Annotated in this window: 12 protein-coding genes and 1 tRNA gene; 8 read left to right on the top strand and 5 right to left on the bottom strand. The window is 36.2% G+C overall.

Annotated features, from left to right (window positions below):
* The first annotated feature begins 408 nt into the window (after nt 1-408).
* Nucleotides 409-1,170 carry a helix-turn-helix domain-containing protein gene (locus tag SFA27_RS06195; RefSeq protein ID WP_407297067.1) on the top strand — a complete coding sequence of 254 codons (762 nt, stop codon included), beginning with the start codon at nt 409-411 and terminating at the stop codon, nt 1,168-1,170.
* Nucleotides 1,171-1,259: 89 nt separating this feature from the next.
* Nucleotides 1,260-3,200, top strand: a complete 1,941-nt coding sequence (locus SFA27_RS06190) for an oleate hydratase (protein WP_407297065.1) — start codon at nt 1,260-1,262, stop codon at nt 3,198-3,200.
* Between the two features lie 138 nt (nt 3,201-3,338).
* Here the strand turns inward: SFA27_RS06190 and SFA27_RS06185 are convergent, their stop codons facing one another.
* Nucleotides 3,339-5,012 (bottom strand): glutamine--tRNA ligase/YqeY domain fusion protein, encoded by a 1,674-nt coding sequence (locus SFA27_RS06185; RefSeq protein WP_047378562.1) that lies wholly within the window; start codon nt 5,010-5,012, stop codon nt 3,339-3,341.
* Between the two features lie 153 nt (nt 5,013-5,165).
* On the opposite strand from SFA27_RS06185, the gene SFA27_RS06180 reads away from it, so the two are divergent.
* Nucleotides 5,166-6,296 (top strand): alpha/beta hydrolase, encoded by a 1,131-nt coding sequence (locus tag SFA27_RS06180; RefSeq protein ID WP_047378565.1) that lies wholly within the window; start codon nt 5,166-5,168, stop codon nt 6,294-6,296.
* A 430-nt stretch (nt 6,297-6,726) separates the two neighbouring features.
* On the top strand, nt 6,727-6,894 hold the full coding sequence (locus SFA27_RS06175) for a bacteriocin-like protein (protein ID WP_156118473.1): 168 nt from the start codon (nt 6,727-6,729) through the stop codon (nt 6,892-6,894).
* Here SFA27_RS06175 and SFA27_RS06170 read toward each other — a convergent pair whose 3' ends face one another.
* Together SFA27_RS06170 and fbp are read right to left on the bottom strand one after the other, a co-directional pair.
* Entirely contained in the window at nt 6,895-7,914 is a 1,020-nt protein-coding gene (locus SFA27_RS06170) for an o-succinylbenzoate synthase (RefSeq protein WP_047378566.1), read from the bottom strand.
* The gene (gene fbp, locus SFA27_RS06165) at nt 7,915-8,931 is read right to left on the bottom strand and encodes a class 1 fructose-bisphosphatase (RefSeq protein WP_047378567.1); all 1,017 of its coding nucleotides are present in this window, start codon (nt 8,929-8,931) and stop codon (nt 7,915-7,917) included. It lies immediately after the preceding gene.
* A gap of 324 nt (nt 8,932-9,255) precedes the next feature.
* Between fbp and SFA27_RS06160 the strand changes: the two genes are divergently transcribed.
* The 4 genes from SFA27_RS06160 (at nt 9,256) to SFA27_RS06145 (ending at nt 14,319) form a co-directional block, all read left to right on the top strand.
* On the top strand, nt 9,256-10,494 hold the full coding sequence (locus SFA27_RS06160; protein ID WP_047378568.1) for an aspartate kinase: 1,239 nt from the start codon (nt 9,256-9,258) through the stop codon (nt 10,492-10,494).
* A gap of 22 nt (nt 10,495-10,516) precedes the next feature.
* Entirely contained in the window at nt 10,517-12,358 is a 1,842-nt protein-coding gene (locus SFA27_RS06155) for a lysophospholipid acyltransferase family protein (protein ID WP_047378569.1), read from the top strand.
* 108 nt (nt 12,359-12,466) lie between these two features.
* Nucleotides 12,467-12,539 (top strand) — tRNA-Phe (locus tag SFA27_RS06150).
* A gap of 430 nt (nt 12,540-12,969) precedes the next feature.
* Nucleotides 12,970-14,319 carry a DUF3472 domain-containing protein gene (locus SFA27_RS06145; RefSeq protein WP_407297061.1) on the top strand — a complete coding sequence of 450 codons (1,350 nt, stop codon included), beginning with the start codon at nt 12,970-12,972 and terminating at the stop codon, nt 14,317-14,319.
* Nucleotides 14,320-14,410: 91 nt separating this feature from the next.
* On the opposite strand, the gene SFA27_RS06140 is transcribed toward SFA27_RS06145, so the two are convergent.
* Complete coding sequence (locus tag SFA27_RS06140; RefSeq protein WP_407297060.1) at nt 14,411-15,655, bottom strand: hypothetical protein; 1,245 nt, start codon at nt 15,653-15,655, stop codon at nt 14,411-14,413.
* Between the two features lie 15 nt (nt 15,656-15,670).
* Nucleotides 15,671-19,903, bottom strand: a complete 4,233-nt coding sequence (locus tag SFA27_RS06135; RefSeq protein ID WP_407297058.1) for a hypothetical protein — start codon at nt 19,901-19,903, stop codon at nt 15,671-15,673.
* Nucleotides 19,904-19,914: the final 11 nt, after the last annotated feature.

The raw sequence follows: 19,914 nt of genomic DNA, 5'->3' as shown, positions 1-19,914 counted from the left end.
CTGCGAGAGTCCTTTGAAAGAACTCGTATATACGTTAATTAGTCTCACAATAATATTTTGGGGGGAATTTGAAAATGCAAAATTAGATAAAATTAACCCAAAAGCCCTTATTTAAACCCTTTTTTTATAAATAGCATCCATAAAAACAGACTATCAGCTGTATCCTAAAAAACGTTTTTTTTACTTTATAAAACTCAAAAGCTTTTATAAAAACCGTAAATTGCAGTAACAACAATGGTTTTAGACTAAAATAACTTAAAAACACAATAAAATTTTAATCAATACGTAAGAATGGTAACCTAAGAAAATTTACATGATACACTTTCCTTTTACAGTATTGACTGCCGGCAATCCTACTATATTTCCTCCGGAAAACCCATTTTCGAATTTCCCAAAGCTCCTTTCAGAATGGATTATTATGCTCTGTGCATTTGTACTGCAGGAGAAATCAACATTGAGATAGACCGCCAGAAATATAAAGTGGATGCCAACAGTTTTCTCATGGCTGCTCCTTCTACAATTGTAAAGTTTGGAAAGACCAGTAATAATTTCACAATGAAACTGCTGTTCTTCGACAAGAATTTTCTGATTAAAAATATTTCCAATCCCTTTATCATTGAAAAAATGAACCTTTTCTCCAAAGGGTCATACAGTATCGTAAAAACCACTTCAAAAAATTCTTCTTTACTCCAAAATATTTTGGATGATCTTGATAAAAAATCTAAAAAGCAGGGAAAGTTTACAGAAGAGATTATCCGTACCATTATTTTCCATCTGCTGCTGGAAACCGCTGAGATTATGGAACAGGAAAACTCTGCAAATCCGGAAAAAGAAGATGGAAAAAAAGACCTTTATCTGAAATTCAGCAAACTGATCAGGGAAAATATTACCCGGGAGCGAACGGTTAAGTTTTATGCGGATCAACTGTATGTTTCCAACAAATATCTTATCGAAATCATTAAAAAGGCAAGTGGAAAAACACCTCACGAGGTTATTGACGAAGCTTTGCTGAAGGAAGCGTATGTAATGCTTGGGAATCCTGACATGACGATTTCTGAGGTTGCATTTGAGCTTCAGTTTAATTCAGCTTCTGCATTTGGCCGTTTTTTTAAAAAACATACTGCGCTTTCTCCTTCGGAATACAGAATTAAAGAAAATATTCAGTCATGAGAATTTGGGGATAATAATTCTGAAGTTGGGGATATATATCGCTTTGTGAATAGAGGTACCTTTATACTGTTAATTAAAAACAATACAAAATGAGTACGATCAATTCAAAATTCGACAAAGTTTTAAATGCCTCTGACCAGTTTGGGAACGTAAACCACGAACCGGATTCAAGTAAAGAAGTTCAGATTAACACTCCTGAAAAAACGATGCCTTTCTCCGACCAGATCGGAAACTATCAACGTAATAAAGGTATCCCTTTGCAGTCTTACGAAAACAGCAAAATTTATATTGTAGGAAGCGGAATTGCAGGTATGTCTGCCGCTTATTATTTTATCCGTGATGGCCGTGTACCAGGCAAAAATATTATTTTCCTTGATCAATTGAATATTGAAGGCGGATCTCTGGACGGAGCAGGTAATGCAAAAGACGGTTATATCATCCGTGGAGGAAGGGAAATGGACATGACTTATGAGAATTTATGGGATATGTTCCAGGATATTCCCGCTTTGGAACTTCCTGCACCATACAGTGTACTGGATGAATACCGCCTCATCAATGACAATGACCCGAATTATTCTAAAGCAAGACTGATCCACAACCAGGGACAGATACAGGACTTCAGTAAATTCGGACTTGAGAAAAAAGATCAGCTGGCCATTGTAAAACTTCTGTTGAAGAAAAAAGAAGAACTTGATGATCTTACAATTGAAGACTATTTTGCAGAATCTTTTCTGAACAGTAACTTCTGGTTCTTCTGGCGTTCTATGTTTGCCTTTGAAAACTGGCACAGTTTACTGGAACTGAAGCTGTATATGCACAGATTCCTTCATGCTATTGACGGAATGAAAGACTTCTCATGTCTTGTTTTCCCAAAATACAACCAGTATGACACCTATGTAACCCCACTGAAAAACTTTCTGATAGAAAAAGGAGTACAGATTCAGTTCAATACTTTGGTAAAAGATCTTGACATTCATATTAACACGGAAGGAAAAACAGTAGAAGGAATCATCACTGAACAGAGTGGAGAGGAAGTAAGAATACCAATCGGTAAAGATGATTACGTTATTGTAACTACCGGATCTATGACTGAAAGTACATTCTACGGAGACAACAATACCGTTCCTGAAGTTACCATAGACAACAGCAGTGCCGGACAAAGTGCCGGATGGAAACTGTGGAAAAATCTCGCAGCCAAATCTGAAGTATTTGGGAAACCTGAAAAGTTCTGCAGCCATATTGAAAAATCTTCATGGGAATCTGCAACATTAACTTGCCGCCCTTCCGCATTCACAGAGAAACTGAAAGAGCTGTGTGTGAATGATCCTTATTCAGGCAGAACTGCTACAGGAGGTATTATTACCATTACAGACTCCAATTGGGTAATGAGCTTTACCTGCAACAGACAGCCACACTTCCCTACTCAGCCGGATGATATTCTTGTAGTTTGGGTTTATGCCTTGTTAATGGATAAAGAAGGTAATTACATCAAAAAACCAATGCCTCAGTGTACCGGAAACGAGATACTGGCCGAGCTGTGCTACCACCTTGGAATGACAGATCAACTGGATAATGTCATAGAAAACACCATTGTACGTACTGCATTCATGCCTTACATCACTTCCATGTTTATGCCAAGAGCGCAGGGAGACCGTCCGAGAGTAGTTCCTGAGGGGTGTACCAACTTAGGACTTGTAGGACAGTTTGTAGAGACCAATAATGATGTTGTATTCACGATGGAAAGTTCTGTCAGAACTGCAAGAATTGCTGTTTACAATCTACTTAACCTAAATAAACAGGTACCGGATATCAATCCTTTACAGTATGATATCAGACATTTATTGAAAGCTACCCAGGCACTAAATGACTATAAACCTTTCCTAGGAGAAGGAATTTTAAGAAAAATATTAAAAGGAACTTATTTTGAACATATCCTGGTAAACCGTCCTGAAGAAAAAGAAGAACATGAATCTTTTCTGATGGAGCAGGTGGGCAGATTCCAGGAATGGGTCAAAGGCGTGAAGGGATAGGTGAATTTGTTGGAAAATGTAAAGCAGCGAAAACCCAACACAAGATTGCATCACTTTCGGTTCGCAATGACATCATGTATAAATAAAAATCAGGACTCCAAATGAAGTCCTGATTTTTTTATTATCTATTCCCGAAAATTATTCAGGTTTAAAAGAATCTTTCAGTGTTACTGTACGGTTAAATACCAAAGTTTCCTCTGTAGAGTCCTGATCTTTTGTAAAGTATCCTATTCTCTGGAACTGAAGAGGTTCACCAACAGCTACATCTTTCAGGCTTGGCTCAGCAAAACCTTTCACAATAGCCATAGACTCAGGGTTAATGAAGTTCAGGAAATCAACATCTTTTTCAGCATCAGGCTGCTCCACAGTAAACAAATGATTATAAGTTCTCACTTCTACAGGAAGAGCATGTTTTGCAGATACCCAGTGTAAAGTTCCTTTTACTTTTCTTAAACTTTCTTCTGTTCCGCTTCCTGATCTGCTTTTCTCATCATAGGTAGCATAGATGGTAGTGATCTCACCATTTTCATCCTTCTCTACTCTTTCAGCTTTGATGATATAAGCAGATTTCAAACGAACTTCTCCACCTAATTTCAGTCTGAAGAATTTATTGTTAGCTTCTTCCTTGAAGTCTTCACGTTCAATATACAGCTCTCTTGAGAAAGGAACTTCTCTTGTTCCCGCATTTTCCTGCTCAGGATTATTTTCAGTCTCCAACCATTCTTCCTGACCTTCAGGATAGTTTTCGATCACTAATTTCACAGGATCTACAACTGCCATTACACGTTTTGCAACCTTATTAAGGTCTTCACGTACACAGAAGTCCAGCAATTGAATTTCAATAAGATTTTCTCTTTTTGCAACCCCTACTTTATCAATAAAGTTTCTGATGGAAGCTGGCGTAAATCCTTTTCTTCTCATTCCTGAAATGGTAGGCATTCTAGGGTCATCCCATCCTGTTACTACTCCTTCTGCTACCAATCTCTGCAGCTTTCTTTTAGAAGTAATCATATAGGAAACGTTCATCCTTGCAAATTCTCTCTGTTTGTTTTTAACCCTTCCTTCTTCATAAACCTGATCTAAATACCAGTTGTATAAAGGTCTGTGATTTTCAAACTCCAAAGAACAAAGTGAGTGTGAAATTTGTTCGATATAATCGGATTCACCATGTGCCCAGTCGTACATCGGATAAATTTTCCATGCTGTGCCTGTTCTGTGGTGAGGTTTATTTAAAATTCTGTACATCACAGGGTCACGCATATTCATGTTCGGTGAAAGCATGTCGATTTTTGCACGAAGAGACATTGAACCACTTTCAAATTCTCCGTTTTTCATCCTTTCAAATAAATCTAATGATTCTTCAACGGGACGGTTTCTGTATGGAGATTCAATTCCTGGTTCCGAAGGATTTTTTCTTTGCTCAGTAATCACTTCTGAAGGCTGCTCATCTACATAAGCTTTTCCTTCTTTAATTAACTGAACTGCCCAATCGTAAAGCTGCTGGAAGTAATCGGATGCGTACAAAACTTTATCCCATTTGAAACCTAACCATTCAACGTCTTTCATGATAGAATCTACGAATTCCTGCTCTTCTTTCTCAGGGTTAGTATCGTCGAAACGAAGGTTTACGGGAGCATTGTATTTTTCACCCAGGCCAAAGTTGATACAGATGGCTTTTGTGTGCCCTACATGCAAATAACCATTGGGTTCAGGGGGAAAACGGAAACGGATCTCATCTCTTTTCAGACCGTTTGCCATATCATCTTCTATAATTTGCTCAATAAAATTGAGTGATTTTTTTTCTTCTTCCATTAAAGTAGCTTTTATTTTTTAGCAAAAAAAGTTTCACAAAGTTACGGAAAAATAAGCGTTTGTAAAAGTGATAATTTAAAAGCCTTATCCTTTGTATTTCAGTAATTTTCATTAATTTCGGGAAAGCTAAAACCATTTAACCAATTATCAATCATGGCCGTTTATATCTTAAGTAACCGGAAGATCATTCGTCATAAAGGCGAAAGAGTAGATTCTTTTTCCAATGATGAATACTCAATTCCAAATTTCAGGATTGCTAAATGTGATTTTGATAACTACAAAGAGCCCACTGCTCAAGCCAAAAAGAAAAAAGACTACACCAACAGAAATATCTTAAATTATAAGTTTTTCTCCGAACCCGAAAAACAGGGCTATGAAGAAGTTTTGGATGTTCTGCTGAGTGAGAAAGGAATTAAAAAATCTCCTCTTACAGCCAATAATCTTGGTGGCACCCAAAGAATGTTCTATGAGCTGTACAAAAACATGTCTTCCACCAAAGACAGAAGCGATGTACTGATATTCATCCATGGTTATCTGTATGATTTTGATGATGAATTAAAGGCGATCCTTGATCTTAAGAAAATATTCATTGATAATCCGGCTTCTCCTGTAGAACATATCTTATTTGTAAGCTGGCCAGCCTCAGGAAGCATTATTCCGTTGAGTTATTTTGATGATAAGGCTTCCAGTATCAATTCCGGAACATCTCTGATGAGATTGTTTTATTTCTACACTCAATTTTTAAAAGATATCTTTTCCAACCGGGATCTTGCGCCCTGCAATCAAAGAATTCATATTATGGCTCATTCTTTGGGGAACAGAGTGCTTCAAAGCATGTTGTACAGTCTTAAAAGGGAGAACATACTCCGTGTTATCGACCAGGTTCTATTGTTGAATGCAGATGTCAGCTATAAAGTATTTGAAGATTCCGAAGATTCATATAATAAACTGCCATTACTGGCCAACCGGATTTCCATTTACCTGAACAGACAGGACACGGTTTTGGGAATTTCTCAGTTTACAAAAAATATTCTGACACCAAGACTTGGTAAAAACGGACCAAGTGATCTTGGCCACTACAAAGACATTGTTTCTATCATCGATTGTACGTTTGTAAAAGATGATCTTCTGAACAGCTTTAAATATGAAGTGGGAAATCACTGGGGATACCTCTCCAGCTCACAGGTACAGGCTGATATTTTTCAAAATTTAAGCGGGATAGACAGGAATCTTATCACCAACCGATCCAAGGAAAACGAAAATATTTTTACAATTATTTCTTAACAAATAATTAAAATAATTCTAAAAAAATGAACTTTATGTTAAAGTTGGCTCAAGCCTGCAGTATGGCATAAAGATTGCTAATTCAAACTATAGGGAATTATAATTTTTTTTATTATGGAAAATATTAAAAAACAGTTTTCTTATATATTAGACTATATTAAGAAGGCCATCTTCGTAAAAGATGTCATTTAACTGAATAACAACCTCTAAATCAACAAAGTATTCGACCCAACAACTACTCATCCTTATAAAACAGCCCGAAAAAAACAATACTTATTCCTCATAAACAAATGCAGGAATCTATTTTCATGATTAATATGTATTGAAATATTTCTTTAATATTGTTAAATATTGCCAAATAATTCCCCACTTGTTGTATAATTAAAAAAAGTTTTCGACATTTACTTATCAATCAAATAAAATTAATATCATGAAAAATCTAAAGAAAATCAAAAGAGGAGAATTAAAAACGATCAAAGGGGGAAGACCACCTCTTGGATGTAATAGTTGGAATCCTGTTGCTATGTGCTGTAGATCATGGGGTCCTGATTACTGTGGCCAGACTACATGTCCGGATTCACCTCCACCATTATGCTAATTAACTTTTCTCATTTATACTTTTGAACCATAGTAACTCATTTCTGAGTTCTAAATCGGATTCAAAATTATTGACAAATAAAGCTCCAGTGCCTAAACCTTGAGGCATTGGATTTTTTTTGGTAAATGTATATTGAGCAATGGCATTCAATCCAATATTGCTTTCCAAAGCTGAAGTTATCCACCAACCGATATTCTGATTTTCAGCAAGAGAAATCCATTCATCTGAACCGAAAAAACCTCCTACCAATGCAGGCTTCAGAATAATATATTGGGGTTTTATTTTTTCTAAAAGCTTTTTCTTTTCTTCAGGATCAATAATCCCGATCAGCTCTTCATCCAATGCTATCGGAGTAGGTGTTTTAGCACATAATTCGGCCATATCATCCCAGTTTCCTGCTTTGATAGGCTGTTCAATAGAATGAATATGAAGGTCCGCCAGTTGCTGCAAAACAATAACTGCTTCTTCCTTACTGAATCCTCCATTTGCGTCCACACGAAGTTCCAATTGATCTTTGGAGAATTTCTCCCTTAATTTCTGTAGAATGACATATTCAGATTTCCAATCGACCCCTATTTTTAATTTAATACAATGAAATCCTTTCTCAAGCTTATCCTGAATCTGCTCTTCCATGTACCCTACCTCTCCCATCCATATCAAACCATTAATGGTGATAGCAGATTTCTCTTCGGTAAACTCACTGGGAAAATAAAGGCTGCCACCATGCTTCAGATTCAGAATTGCCTGTTCATATCCAAACCAAATTGATGGAAATTCTTTCAGTTCTTTTTTTAAAAAAGCGGTATCCTGATTAATATTTTCACAAAGCCACTTCAGCTTTTCTTCATAATCAGACCTGTCATCAAAACTCAGACCTCTGAAAATAGCACATTCACCTATTCCTTTTCTTCCGTCTTCCGAAATAGTGAGAATAAAGGTTTCCTTATCAAGCAAAACGCCGCGAGATGTTCCACTCGGGCGTTTAAATTGTAATAAATATTGTAAATAATTTGCTTCCATTTATTTTACACTGTCGATACGCATGAATTCTTCTGCTTTCTCTACCATGTCTATACTTCCACAGAAGAACGGAATTCTCTGGTGAAGTTCTGTAGGTTCTATTTCAAGAATTCTTCTGAACCCGTCAGTTGCTTTTGCTCCTGCCTGTTCTGCAAGGAATGCCATAGGATTACATTCGTATAACAATCTTAATTTACCATTTGGAGCCTGTGAGTAAGAAGGATAGATATAAATTCCTCCTTTCAGCATATTTCTGTGGAAATCTGCTACTAATGAACCAATATATCTTGAAGTATAAGGACGATCTCCTTCTTCCATCTGGCAGTATTTAAGGTAATTTTTTACTCCCTGAGGGAATTTGATATAGTTTCCTTCGTTGATGGAATAGATTTTACCTGTTTTCGGGAAGGTCATATTAGGATGAGAAAGATAATAAGTTCCCAATGAAGGATCCAGAGTGAATCCGTTTACTCCGTTTCCGGTAGTATAAACGATCATTGTAGATGAACCGTAAATAACATATCCAGCTGCAATCTGATTGATTCCTTTCTGTAAAAAGTCTTCCAACTGTACAGGAGTTCCAGGTTCAGTTACTCTTCTGTAAATAGAGAAAATAGTTCCTACGGAAACATTAACATCAATATTTGAGGATCCGTCTAAAGGGTCGATCAATACTACATATTTGCTTAAATGTCCGTTTTCGCCACATTTAATATCAATAAAATCATCATTTTCCTCAGACGCAATACCACAAACAACCTCTCTTTGAGACAAAGCCGTAATAAAAATTTCATTAGCAATTACATCTAATTTCTGCTGCTCTTCTCCCTGAACATTTTGGTTTCCTGCAGCTCCCGTAATATCTACAATTCCGGCTTTATTTACTTCTCTGTTTACCACTTTCGAAGCCAATCTTATTGCACTTAGAAGACGAGAAAATTCACCTGTAGAATACTGAAAATCGTCCTGCTTATCTATAAGAAATTCTCCTAAAGTCTGTAATGGTTGATTTGACATATTTTTCTTTTTACGTTTTGCCCAAATTTCGGAAAATTTATTGCATTAAGAAAATTTAATTACAAAAGAGATTATCAGCTGTATTTCAACACAATACATAAGTAATTCAGTATAACGCTAAACGGTTATTGAAAATTATGTCTCCGGATTTGTGATATCAGACACCCGAAAAATTCAAATTATTTCATTAATTGTTGATTTTAAGGAAATCTTAATTCTATCTCCCTTCCTGGCTATTTCATATCTCGTTGTAAATTTATAATTTTGACGTCCGTAAAAAACTCATGTAATTTTTTATCTAACAATTTTATTTTTAACAATTTAATGAAAATTTTCAAGTTTGGTGGAGCATCGGTAAAAGATGCCGAAAGTGTGAAAAACGTATCCATGGTTCTAAAAAGCCAGGGATTTGCCAAATGTTTGCTGGTGATTTCAGCAATGGGCAAGACGACAAACGAGTTGGAAAAAGTTGTAGAACTTTATTTCAAAAAGGAGAACTATCAAACTGAGATTGAAAAGATAAAACGAAAACACATTGAGATTGCGGAAGGTCTTTTTCCTGAAAATCATGCGGTTTTTGCAGAAATCAATCTCTTTTTCGATGATATTGATTCTTTTTTAAGAAGAAATAAGTCTCCCAACTACAACTTTGTTTATGATCAGGTGGTAAGCTGCGGAGAAATGATTTCTACCAAAATCCTGAGTGAATACCTGAATGAAATCCAATTTACCAATCAATGGCTGGATGCCAGAGATTATATAAAAACGGACAATTCATACAGAGAAGGTACCGTAGACTGGGTAAGAACAGAAGAATTTATTTCCAATCTGAATCCTGAGATCTGCTACGTAACCCAGGGATTCATTGGTTCTGACGAAAACAATTTTACGGTGACGTTAGGAAGAGAAGGTTCAGACTACTCTGCTGCTATTTTTGCTTATTGCTTAAATGCTGAAGCGATGACTATCTGGAAAGATGTACCGGGAGTAATGACCGGAGATCCGAGAAAATTCAATGATGTATCTCTTCTTTCCAATATCTCTTATGAAGAAGCAATTGAGATGGCTTATTACGGAGCAAGTGTTATTCATCCGAAAACATTGCAGCCACTACAGCAAAAAAGCATTCCTTTTTATGTAAAATCTTTTGTAGATCCTACCAAAGAAGGAACAAAGGTGGGTGCTTCCGACAAAAACCAACAGGAAGAATCTTATATTTTAAAAGAAAACCAGGATCTTCTGAAGATATCTACAAGAGATTTCTCTTTTATTGCAGAAGACCATATGAGCTTAATTTTTGGATATTTATCTAAATATAAGATCAAGGTTTCCCTAATGCAGAATTCTGCTATCTCCCTGGCATTGTGCCTTGAAGATAAATTTAATCATATAGATGAGCTCAACCAGGAGCTTCAAAAAATTTTTAAAACCGAAGCAATTAAAAATGTATCTTTATTCACAGTAAGAAATGCGAAGATGGATCACATTGATAAATTTTACCATGAAAAAAATGTATTATTGGAACAAATTTCCAAGAATACTCTTCAAATGGTAACACAATAATATTAATTGCGACTAAACACACATGAGTTTAATTTCGAAAAACGATCTGATCAAAGCTTCCGGCTTAAGTAAACTTGGGTTCCTCAAGAACCCGGTAGCATCTGCTGTGATGAGCATTGCTAAAATAAACGAAGTAAATAAATTATACGACAAACTAAAAGACAAGGAAGGCAAAGACTTTTTCGACTCATTTGTGAGAGAAAGAAACCTAAGCTATGTAGCTTTTGAAGAGGATCTGGCAAAGATTCCGAAAACGGGACCGTTTATTCTGGTTTCCAACCACCCGCTGGGTGCTATTGACGGAATTCTGATGTGCAAGGTCTTATCAGAGGTTCGTCCGGATTTCAAGGTGATGGGGAATTTCCTTTTGGAGAAGATCAAACCTATGGAACCGTATGTAATCGCTGTAAATCCTTTTGAAAACAGAAAAGAAGCTTACAGCAGTTCTTCAGGTATGCGTGAAACACTCAAGCATTTGCAAAACGGAGGCTGTGTAGGTATTTTTCCTGCGGGAGAAGTTTCCAACAAAAACAATCCTTACGGAGAAATTTTAGATAAGGAATGGGAAAAAACGGCACTTAAGCTTATAAGAATGGCTAAAGTGCCGGTAGTTCCTATGTATTTCCATGCTAAGAACAGCAGACTTTTTTATCAGGTGGCTAAGCTTCATCCGAATTTACAGACCCTGATGCTTCCGGCAGAAATGATGAATGACAGGGAAAAACCTATCAGAATCAGAATCGGGCGCCCTATCACTGTAAAGGCAATGGATGAAATGGAAACAATTGAGGAATTGGGAGAGTTTCTGAAACGTAAGGTGTATATGATGAAATCTTACTATGAAAAAAGAAAGTCCCTTGCTCAAAGCATCAATCTTCAGAATTTATCAGTAAAATTTCCTTTGCTGAAGGAAGAAAATATTGTTCAGAACATCATCGACGAAACTCCTGTAGAAGACATTATAAAAGATGTTGACAAACTGAGAGGAACTGACAAAATGCTGTTCAGTAACGGAAATTATGAGATATACTTTACTACTTACGAGGAAATCCCTTCCATTATGAGGGAAATCGGGCGTCAGAGAGAGCTTACTTTCCGCGCGGTAGGTGAAGGCAGTAATCTTCCTTTTGACCTTGATGAATATGATAAACATTATCACCACCTTTTCCTTTGGGACAACGGGGAGAAAAAACTGGCTGGCGCTTACAGAATGGCACTGGGTAGAGAGGTGATGAAGAAATATGGTATCAAAGGCTTTTATACAAGCTCTTTATTTGAGTTTGAGCAGGACATTCATCCTTTCTTTAAAAAGGTGATTGAAATGGGCCGTGCCTACATCTGCCAGGAATATCAGCAGAAACCACTTCCTCTTTTCCTTTTATGGAGAGGAATTGTGCATGTGTGCCTGAGAAATCCTGACCATAAATTCCTTATGGGTGGAGTGAGTATTTCCAATAAATTCTCGGAATTCTCAAAATCGCTGATGATTGAGTTTATGCGTTCAAATTATTTTGATTCTGCAGTAGCACAATATATCACTCCAAGGAATGAATATAAGGTAAAGCTTCGTGACAGGGATAAAAACATTTTCTTTGAGGAAATGGAATCGGATCTTAATAAACTGGACAAAATTATTGATGACCTTGAACCTGAATTGAGACTTCCTGTTCTGATCAAGAAATACATCAAACAAAACGCCAAAGTAATTGCATTCAACGTAGATCCGAACTTCAATGATGCGATAGACGGATTGATGTATATCCGAATCAGTGATCTTCCAGAAAACACGATCAAACCGGTATTGGAAGAGATGAGTGAACAGATCAGAAAGGAGCAGGAAAATAATCCGGCTGATAATCAGTAAGTTTTTAACTTTATTCAAAAAAAGTACGATGTATACTTGCTTTGTATACCAAAACTTACTACTTTTGCATCACTTTAAAACAACGAAGTAATAAACAAAAACATAAATGGTTTCTTAGCTCAGTTGGTAGAGCAATGGATTGAAAATCCATGTGTCCCTGGTTCGATTCCTGGAGAAACCACTTGAAAACCTCTAATTCAGTTTAGAGGTTTTTTTGTTTTTTGTAAGCAACTCTTTCCTTTTGAATCTTCTCCTTATTTAACACAAAGAAAAATTTTCTTATCCTAAAATTTAAGGATGCAAAGAAGAGCAACTCTGTCGCTGAATAAGCTTTATGATTATTCATTTACTTAAAAAGGATCAATGAAATTCATTCTATCTTTGTTTACTATAAAAAAGACTTTGCATTAAACAACAAGTTCACCGATGTTTTGGAACTAATTCCATTTAGTTTCTTCAGGAAATATTCAAAACTAGCATATAAAGTATCATTCATTTCTAAATAATATGTTTGTTTAAAAACAAAAAAAATTAATCAAAATAATGGGAATTAATTTTTTATTTGACAGGTAAAACTTAATTTAGTAAGATAAACCTAATTACAAATACTTATGAGAGTAAAATTATTAGCCGATACTTTTCTGGGTATCCTTGCTCTGCTTGTTTTTCAATCATGTGCAGAAAATACTATGACAGCAGAAGACACTGTTGCTACAAAAAAAAATGTCTCAGCTTTAAGAAAAGCATCTTCCTTCAGTGTTCCGGTGGCCGGAAATTCTTTTTTAACGGTAAAACCTTCGGGAGCCAGTGAGGTCATCACTTCTTCCAGCTTAGGTAACTGGACAAACTCGAGTACTGTTATAAGCACTTATTTCAGGGTGGGTAATACGGGAACGTTAAACATCGGATTAAAAGCATCTGTTCCTTCGGGTACAAGTGTTGTAAAAGTAACTGTAGGCGGGACATCCAAAAATGTTACTTTAACGGGATCGGGTTACAAGGATTATACCGTTGGGGATTTTACTATTTCCTCTCCTGGTTATGTAAAAGTTGATCTTCAGGGCGTGTCAAAAACCGGTGGATATTTTGCTGATGTAAGTGATGTGACCTTCAGTGGTGCAGCTTCCGCAGGAACCAATATTTACAGTAATGATCCTTCTTACTATTATTGGGCACGCAGAGGGCCCTCCTGCCACCTTAACTACGTAATTCCAACCACCAGTAATGTGAGCTATTATTATAATGAAGTAACAGTTCCGGCAGGAGAAGATAAAATTGGTTCTTATTTTATGGCCAATGGCTTTAGTGCAGGCTATTTTGGAATGCAGGTTAATTCTGCTACAGAAAGGAGAATTTTATTCTCTGTATGGAGTCCGTTTGAAACGGATGATCCCAATAATATCCCTCCTGATCACAAAATTGTTCTCAACAGAGCAGGTACCGGGGTAACAATCGGAGAATTTGGTAATGAGGGTTCTGGCGGACAAAGCTATTATAAATACAACTGGAGTGCAGGACAAACCTATAAATTCTTATTAAAAGGTGAACCTGACGGAACCGGAAAAACAGATTTCACAGCCTGGTTTTTATCTCCAGATACTACAACATGGAAACTGATCGCCAGCTGGAAGAGACCTCAAACAAGTACTTATCTTAAAAGCTTCTACAGTTTTGTTGAAAACTTCAATCCTGAAAATGGATATCAGGGCAGAAAAGCAGAATTCAAAAATCAATGGGTAAGAACTTCAGACGGCAACTGGAGTTCTATTTCCGGAGCCAAGTTCAGTGTAGATAACACCTATAATGCAAAACAAAGAATAGATGCAATGGGAGGAACAAGCGGCAATGCTTTCTTTTTGCAAAATGGAGGATTCTTTAATACAACAGTTGTTCCCGGCTCACAGTTTTCTATTACTGCACCTACCCAGACTCCTAATATCGATTTTTCTACGCTTCCTTAAAATTATAACTTAAAAATAAAAGCCAGTTCCTGATATATTAGGAACTGGCTTTTATTTTGTTCATTGTCAAGATACCATTTATTTTTATAAACTAATCCGGAGCACCTACACTGTCAAATCCTTCAGCATAGTTGATAACTTCTTTTAAGTTAGATAAATTATAGTAATTATTTTTTTGCATTTCTTCTTTAAGCTGAGACCACTTAATTTTACTTTTTGAATCATCTTCAAAATATGCTCCTAAAATATTCCATCGGGGATCCCAACCTTCCTGATTCCTATGATTCTTTTTAAACAGAAAATCATAAGTATTGGCTAGATAAGCTACCATTTTAATCTTTTCTTTTTCAGAATAACTATTGTATTCATCTGTTTCTAATAGTTTTGAACAGAACTCCATTAACCCAAATAAATCTTTAGGATTTGAGCTTTTTTGATAAATATCAGCCAAACTCTGTAATATTCCATCCCGTACTTCTAATTCTTTATTACAATTTTTAGCGAAAATAAGTTCACCTATTTTATATTGGTCTTTAGGTTGGATATATTCATTAATAAGCATTTCATTAAATTTGGGTTCCTTATCATAACCAAAATTTTTAACCAATAACTTTATAAAGTTTTTATCATGAGTTACCAACCAAATGATATATGTTTTATTATCATTGAACAAATACATATTTCTGGCAATGATTCTTTGGATATTTACTTTTCTTTGTTCTTTTAAATTGGCAACCTCTTTCCAATGGGGAATTTCAACATCTACTTGTGAACTTGATTTTCTTGTAATTTTAGTAAACTCAACTTCATTTAGTGTGGGATATTCTTTTTGGTAATCAAGAATTTCAGGTAGATAATAAAAGTCAGTAAAAAGTCTTCTTTGTTTATCAATGTAACCTCCTTCATAATCCACACTATTATTACTGTAAGTAACAAAGCTTCTATCACATTTATCAAAATAATTTACATACAAAAATGGATTGCCTGAATTAGAATCTATTACCCTTCCAAAAATATCTTTAATCTTACTACTAAATTCGTTATCAGACAATTCCTTAAACCCATTGGACAGCAATATTTTTTTTGCAGTTTCTGCTGATGCTTCCAGTTCTTCTATATCAAATGGTATTTTAACTAGTTCAGCTCCTGCTTCATCAATTGATTTATTTGAACCTTCCCGCAACTGTTTCTTGAGAACTTTTGGTATTATGGTATCATCATTCATACTTATTGCCTTTTGATTATTGTCAGAACTTTGTTTTTTTTCCTGGCAGCTTAAACTGCTCATTATTAATAGGGAATATATCGTTAATCTAATTTTACTTTTTATATTCATATGAATTATATTTTATTATCTGGAACTTTCTTTCGTGTTTTCAGCATTAACATCATACTTTGGAAGTTCTTTATCTTTTACAGATATTGTATATTTTTTAGGTTTAGTAATAGCAACAATCGATTTACTTTCTTTATCAACAGAACCTAATATTATTTTTTGATATCCTGCTGTTTTTTCTCCATTCCCTTGATTCCCTCCCAAATATACATATCTTGTTCCATCTAAATTTTCACCAGCAATTAATGCCACATGTGAATAATCAAAAACTATTAAAGCTCCAACAAAAGCATTACAATCCTCTCCATTTTCCCATGTACTTCCCTTCCAACCAAAGGCAGCTGCGCTTTTAGGAGTATTAATCCTTTTATAATCTTGAGTTTGATCAAAACACCAAGCCAAAAATGCACCACACCATGGATTTGTATAATCATAACCCAATCCAGCAGCAGAAGAAACATCAAAGTACTCAGTAATCTTTTCCTTTAAGGGACTATCCATTTCTCTTAATCCTTTATATTTTTCATATTCTTTCCATGCAGCTTGAAACCATGGAGCATCTCCTACCAAATTCAATCCTGTACCTTTACCACATTCTCCTACCCTAAATACAGACTTCATAGAATCTCCTGCTTTAACCTCCCAATTATCCAGCTTACCCCCACGATACCAAATTTTACGATGCGGCCTTGAAGGTGTAAGTTTATTTAGAATATCAACAATTGAATCAACAACAACATCATCTGCCAATTTACCTGTATCATCAGCTTTTAAATACATAGAATCCTTATACCAATCTGCCATCCCAGTTATTGCAGCTTCCTTAGGGGTATAGTCCCTATCTACTCCATCAACAATTGTAACACCGGAGTCACCCGCTTTTTCATCTATTTTCTTTTGAATTTCTTTATAATTACCTTTTCCCGTTATTTGCAACAATCCTCTACCTCTAAAATTCCATGTATCATCAACAGATTCATTTCCAAGCCTTCCTCCATATGCTATTTCTGCAATCTTTTTTTCATTAGATTTATAACCGTTTTTGGAACTTCTACCATACTCATAAGCTTCATCATTAGGGGGACTTTGTTTCCCCAGTTCAGGGTTTGCCCTAAAGTTTTTAAAATGTTTTGGTAAATCTTCAGCGGCATAATCTAAACTTTCTCCATGAAGACCTCCTTTTAAATTAGTTCCTGCTTCTTGTAATGACTGTGCGAAAAAATGAGCTTTTCTTGCGCAAGTATTGAGTTCAAAAATATTTCTGTATTTATTTAAAGTTAATGCTAACTCTTGAAGATCCTCATCTTTTGCATTTTTATATACTTTTTTGAGAATATCAACTGTAATTTCAGCTTTACATCGTGGGCACCCATTTTCTCCCTCTCTCTTCACCTCTGCCATTTCTACAACCACAGGCATCACATCATTATCAATGGCTTCAGGTGTTTCTTTCTGTGACACTTTAAGGCAACCACCCTCATAGAAAATAAACTGTTTCCTTAATTCCAGCATTTCTTCTTTTGTAAAAGGTGTTCCGTCTTTTTTATAAGCTTTGATCCCCAGTTTTTCCATATCCTCTGTCCGAACCAGATCAGCAGGAAGCGTACTATTAATTGTAAACTGGCTTTTTTCTATTTTCCAGACTTTCTTTTTGGGATCGGCTGGGTCTTGCACTTGCCGGGAAACCTGTGCTATGTAGTAATCAAAGTTTTTTGGCGGATTTTTCCATTCTTCTTTTGCAGTAAAGGAAACTTCCAGCAGGCCGTCTTTTCCCGTTTTTTCCTCGTTATAACTTTGTTTGCTTTCGTGGGTATAGGTTATATGATCTTTTTCATTTAATCCTTCTTTAGGAATCTCCTTCAAAACATCAATTTTCAGAACTTCTTCAGTCATATTGACGGTATGTACCCAAATTTTGTGGGTTTTTCCATAGAAAGTCTGCTCCCGCTGGATATCTTTACCATTTTCTGTGGAGAACATGATGGAGACAATTTTCTGTTCGGAAGTCATCACCAGTTCTTCATTGGAATCCAGAACTTCCAGATAGGTAACAGTATTGTCTACAACTACGGGACGCGTCCCCTGAATGGTAATATTTCCGGGAAGAACAATATCTGCGGAGGAGCTTGCCTGAAGTTCTATTGTAAATACCAGACGGTAAGACGGGTTGGGATTTTCCGTTGTTTTTGGAATAGCTGCGGCCAGTTTTTTCTTATAATCATCATTGGTGGTAATAAGGAAGGAAGCTTTACCTTCATTGTTAAGTGTAACGGTTTTTTCCTCCAGCATATATTTGTCTTTCTCTTTATAGAAATCATCTCCTTCCCCTTTTGCCCATACTTTTACTTTTAAGGCCTGATTCTGAAGACCATCAATTTCAAGAAAGCCATACGTTTCTTCTCCAAAACCGGTTTCAGTACGTTTCACTCCTGTCCCATAGGCCCAAAGAGCTCTTTTTACGATTGGTTCTGAGACTTTTACTTTAACCTCAATTTTCTTCCCGTCGGTATAATCTCCAGTTAAATATGAAGAAATAGTATATTCTCCGAGATCATTGAACGTAATGGTTCCATCTCCGTTATTGGTCACTTTATCTGGAACTTCTATTTTTATAGCTTCATTTCCTGCCAGCGTAGCAATTCTTGCCGTTGCGGTATACTTTACTTTGGTTCCTTTTGGAATATTAGTAGCTGGAAGGGTGAATTTATCTATTACATTTTGAATCACCTCAAAATTAAAACAGTCTGATCCTGAAAATCCGGGCTGCTTTCCTTCTCCCAGCGGATTGGCATACGCTTCCAATATATATTTCCCGAAATACTGATCACTGGCCAGTTTGGCATCATTATAAAGCAATTCAGCAACCTTCTTGCTGATGGTACCTGTTTTGAAAGAAGGTGAATTTTCAAATAAAGCTACTCTTCCAATTCCCTCTTTTTTAAGATACCAATATACAGAGGTTCCGGAAGGTATATAATTGACATTGAATTTGGAAGCCTGAACTTTGATTGTATCACTGAATCTTACCAGACCCGGTTCTCCTTTCACTCCCATTACCCCCAGGCTGTTTTCTATTTTAACTTCTATAGACTGCGGTTTTGGGTCTGTAGGGTCTGTAAATGCTTCTACAGTATATTTACCTTCATTTTTAAAAGTCAGAAATATACGATCACCAATACCTGTTACATCCACAAGATGCGAGGAAGAAACTCCTGAATAACTGCTATAAAGCACTGTTGTTCCTTGCTTCACAGTCCATTGAACACTATTCACGGGCATAATAAAACCTCTGTTCAATATTTTCGCCTGGTCGGCTGCACTGCTGAGTTTACGTTCAATAGATACAGGCAGAGGGATTTTAATTAGGGTTGAAGTACCCGGACTGACAATTTTCTTGACAAAATCCTGAACTACTTCCACATTAATACAGCATTTGGCATCTCCAGGTTTTTTACCATAGGCTTCGAGTCTGTACTTCCCTTCTGCAAGACTGTCAAATATTTTGCTCATAGATTGGCTGAAATTGCTTCCCAATCCTATAAATGTTTTTACTTTATCTTTGGTTCCTTCTCCTTTGAAAAGGGCCCAGATAATCTTCTTCTCATCACCTTTAAATTGGGCTTTCAAATCCAGGTTATCACCTCCAAAAGGGTTTGCAATGGGAAATAACGGTCCGTTCATCCCTTTGATATAGTAATAATTTTCGGTAAGTTTATCTGCCGGTATTGGTCTTATCATCGAAATTGATGACACAGATATGCTGGCTTCAGACGCAGCAGATGAAGGCCATTGTGGTGAAGTGTTGGCTACAGAAAACTCATCTGCTTCTTTGACTTCGATCTGGGAAACATTATTAGCCTGCCCGGTAGTTGCAAAAGCAATGGTTCCGGGAACACCATATCCCGGACAATTTCCTGTAGATGCATCCAACAGTATTTTCATACTTTTGTTGAACTCTACGTTTTCATAATAGTCTTTATATTTAATACTGCATTTGCCTTTACATGGGTAAGTTTTACCATCTGAGCCTTTACAGTTTCCAAATCCGTTGCCACCACCGAAGCTGTCGGCTTTATCGTCAAGGTAAGTTGCTACAGGCTTATTCTGTGCAAAATATTTGTTTTTGCCCAGCTTTTTTTTCTGGCTTTTCACTTCCATCGGAACGGCGGTTCCATTGGAATTGTTGGTTACCGAGCTGCTGCAGTACGCAGTGGCTCCTTCTATAATGATGTATCCTTTATCCGCCATGTCATTTGTTC

This window comes from Chryseobacterium sp. HR92 (assembly GCF_045689405.1).
Lineage (GTDB): Bacteria > Bacteroidota > Bacteroidia > Flavobacteriales > Weeksellaceae > Chryseobacterium > Chryseobacterium viscerum_A.
Note: the sequence above shows the minus strand (reverse complement) of the source record. Positions and strands in the feature narration are given on the sequence as shown.

What these genes read in the sequence shown, in the direction of transcription:
- SFA27_RS06180 (WP_047378565.1), top strand. Translation starts at nt 5,166, where the DNA reads ATGGCCGTTTATATCTTAAGTAACCGGAAGATCATTCGTCATAAAGGC.
- SFA27_RS06145 (WP_407297061.1), top strand. Translation starts at nt 12,970, where the DNA reads ATGAGAGTAAAATTATTAGCCGATACTTTTCTGGGTATCCTTGCTCTG.
- SFA27_RS06160 (WP_047378568.1), top strand. Translation starts at nt 9,256, where the DNA reads ATGAAAATTTTCAAGTTTGGTGGAGCATCGGTAAAAGATGCCGAAAGT.
- fbp (WP_047378567.1), bottom strand. Translation starts at nt 8,931, where the DNA reads ATGTCAAATCAACCATTACAGACTTTAGGAGAATTTCTTATAGATAAG.
- SFA27_RS06135 (WP_407297058.1), bottom strand. Translation starts at nt 19,903, where the DNA reads ATGGCGGATAAAGGATACATCATTATAGAAGGAGCCACTGCGTACTGC.
- SFA27_RS06195 (WP_407297067.1), top strand. Translation starts at nt 409, where the DNA reads ATGGATTATTATGCTCTGTGCATTTGTACTGCAGGAGAAATCAACATT.
- SFA27_RS06185 (WP_047378562.1), bottom strand. Translation starts at nt 5,012, where the DNA reads ATGGAAGAAGAAAAAAAATCACTCAATTTTATTGAGCAAATTATAGAA.
- SFA27_RS06190 (WP_407297065.1), top strand. Translation starts at nt 1,260, where the DNA reads ATGAGTACGATCAATTCAAAATTCGACAAAGTTTTAAATGCCTCTGAC.
- SFA27_RS06140 (WP_407297060.1), bottom strand. Translation starts at nt 15,655, where the DNA reads ATGAATATAAAAAGTAAAATTAGATTAACGATATATTCCCTATTAATA.
- SFA27_RS06170 (WP_047378566.1), bottom strand. Translation starts at nt 7,914, where the DNA reads ATGGAAGCAAATTATTTACAATATTTATTACAATTTAAACGCCCGAGT.
- SFA27_RS06175 (WP_156118473.1), top strand. Translation starts at nt 6,727, where the DNA reads ATGAAAAATCTAAAGAAAATCAAAAGAGGAGAATTAAAAACGATCAAA.
- SFA27_RS06155 (WP_047378569.1), top strand. Translation starts at nt 10,517, where the DNA reads ATGAGTTTAATTTCGAAAAACGATCTGATCAAAGCTTCCGGCTTAAGT.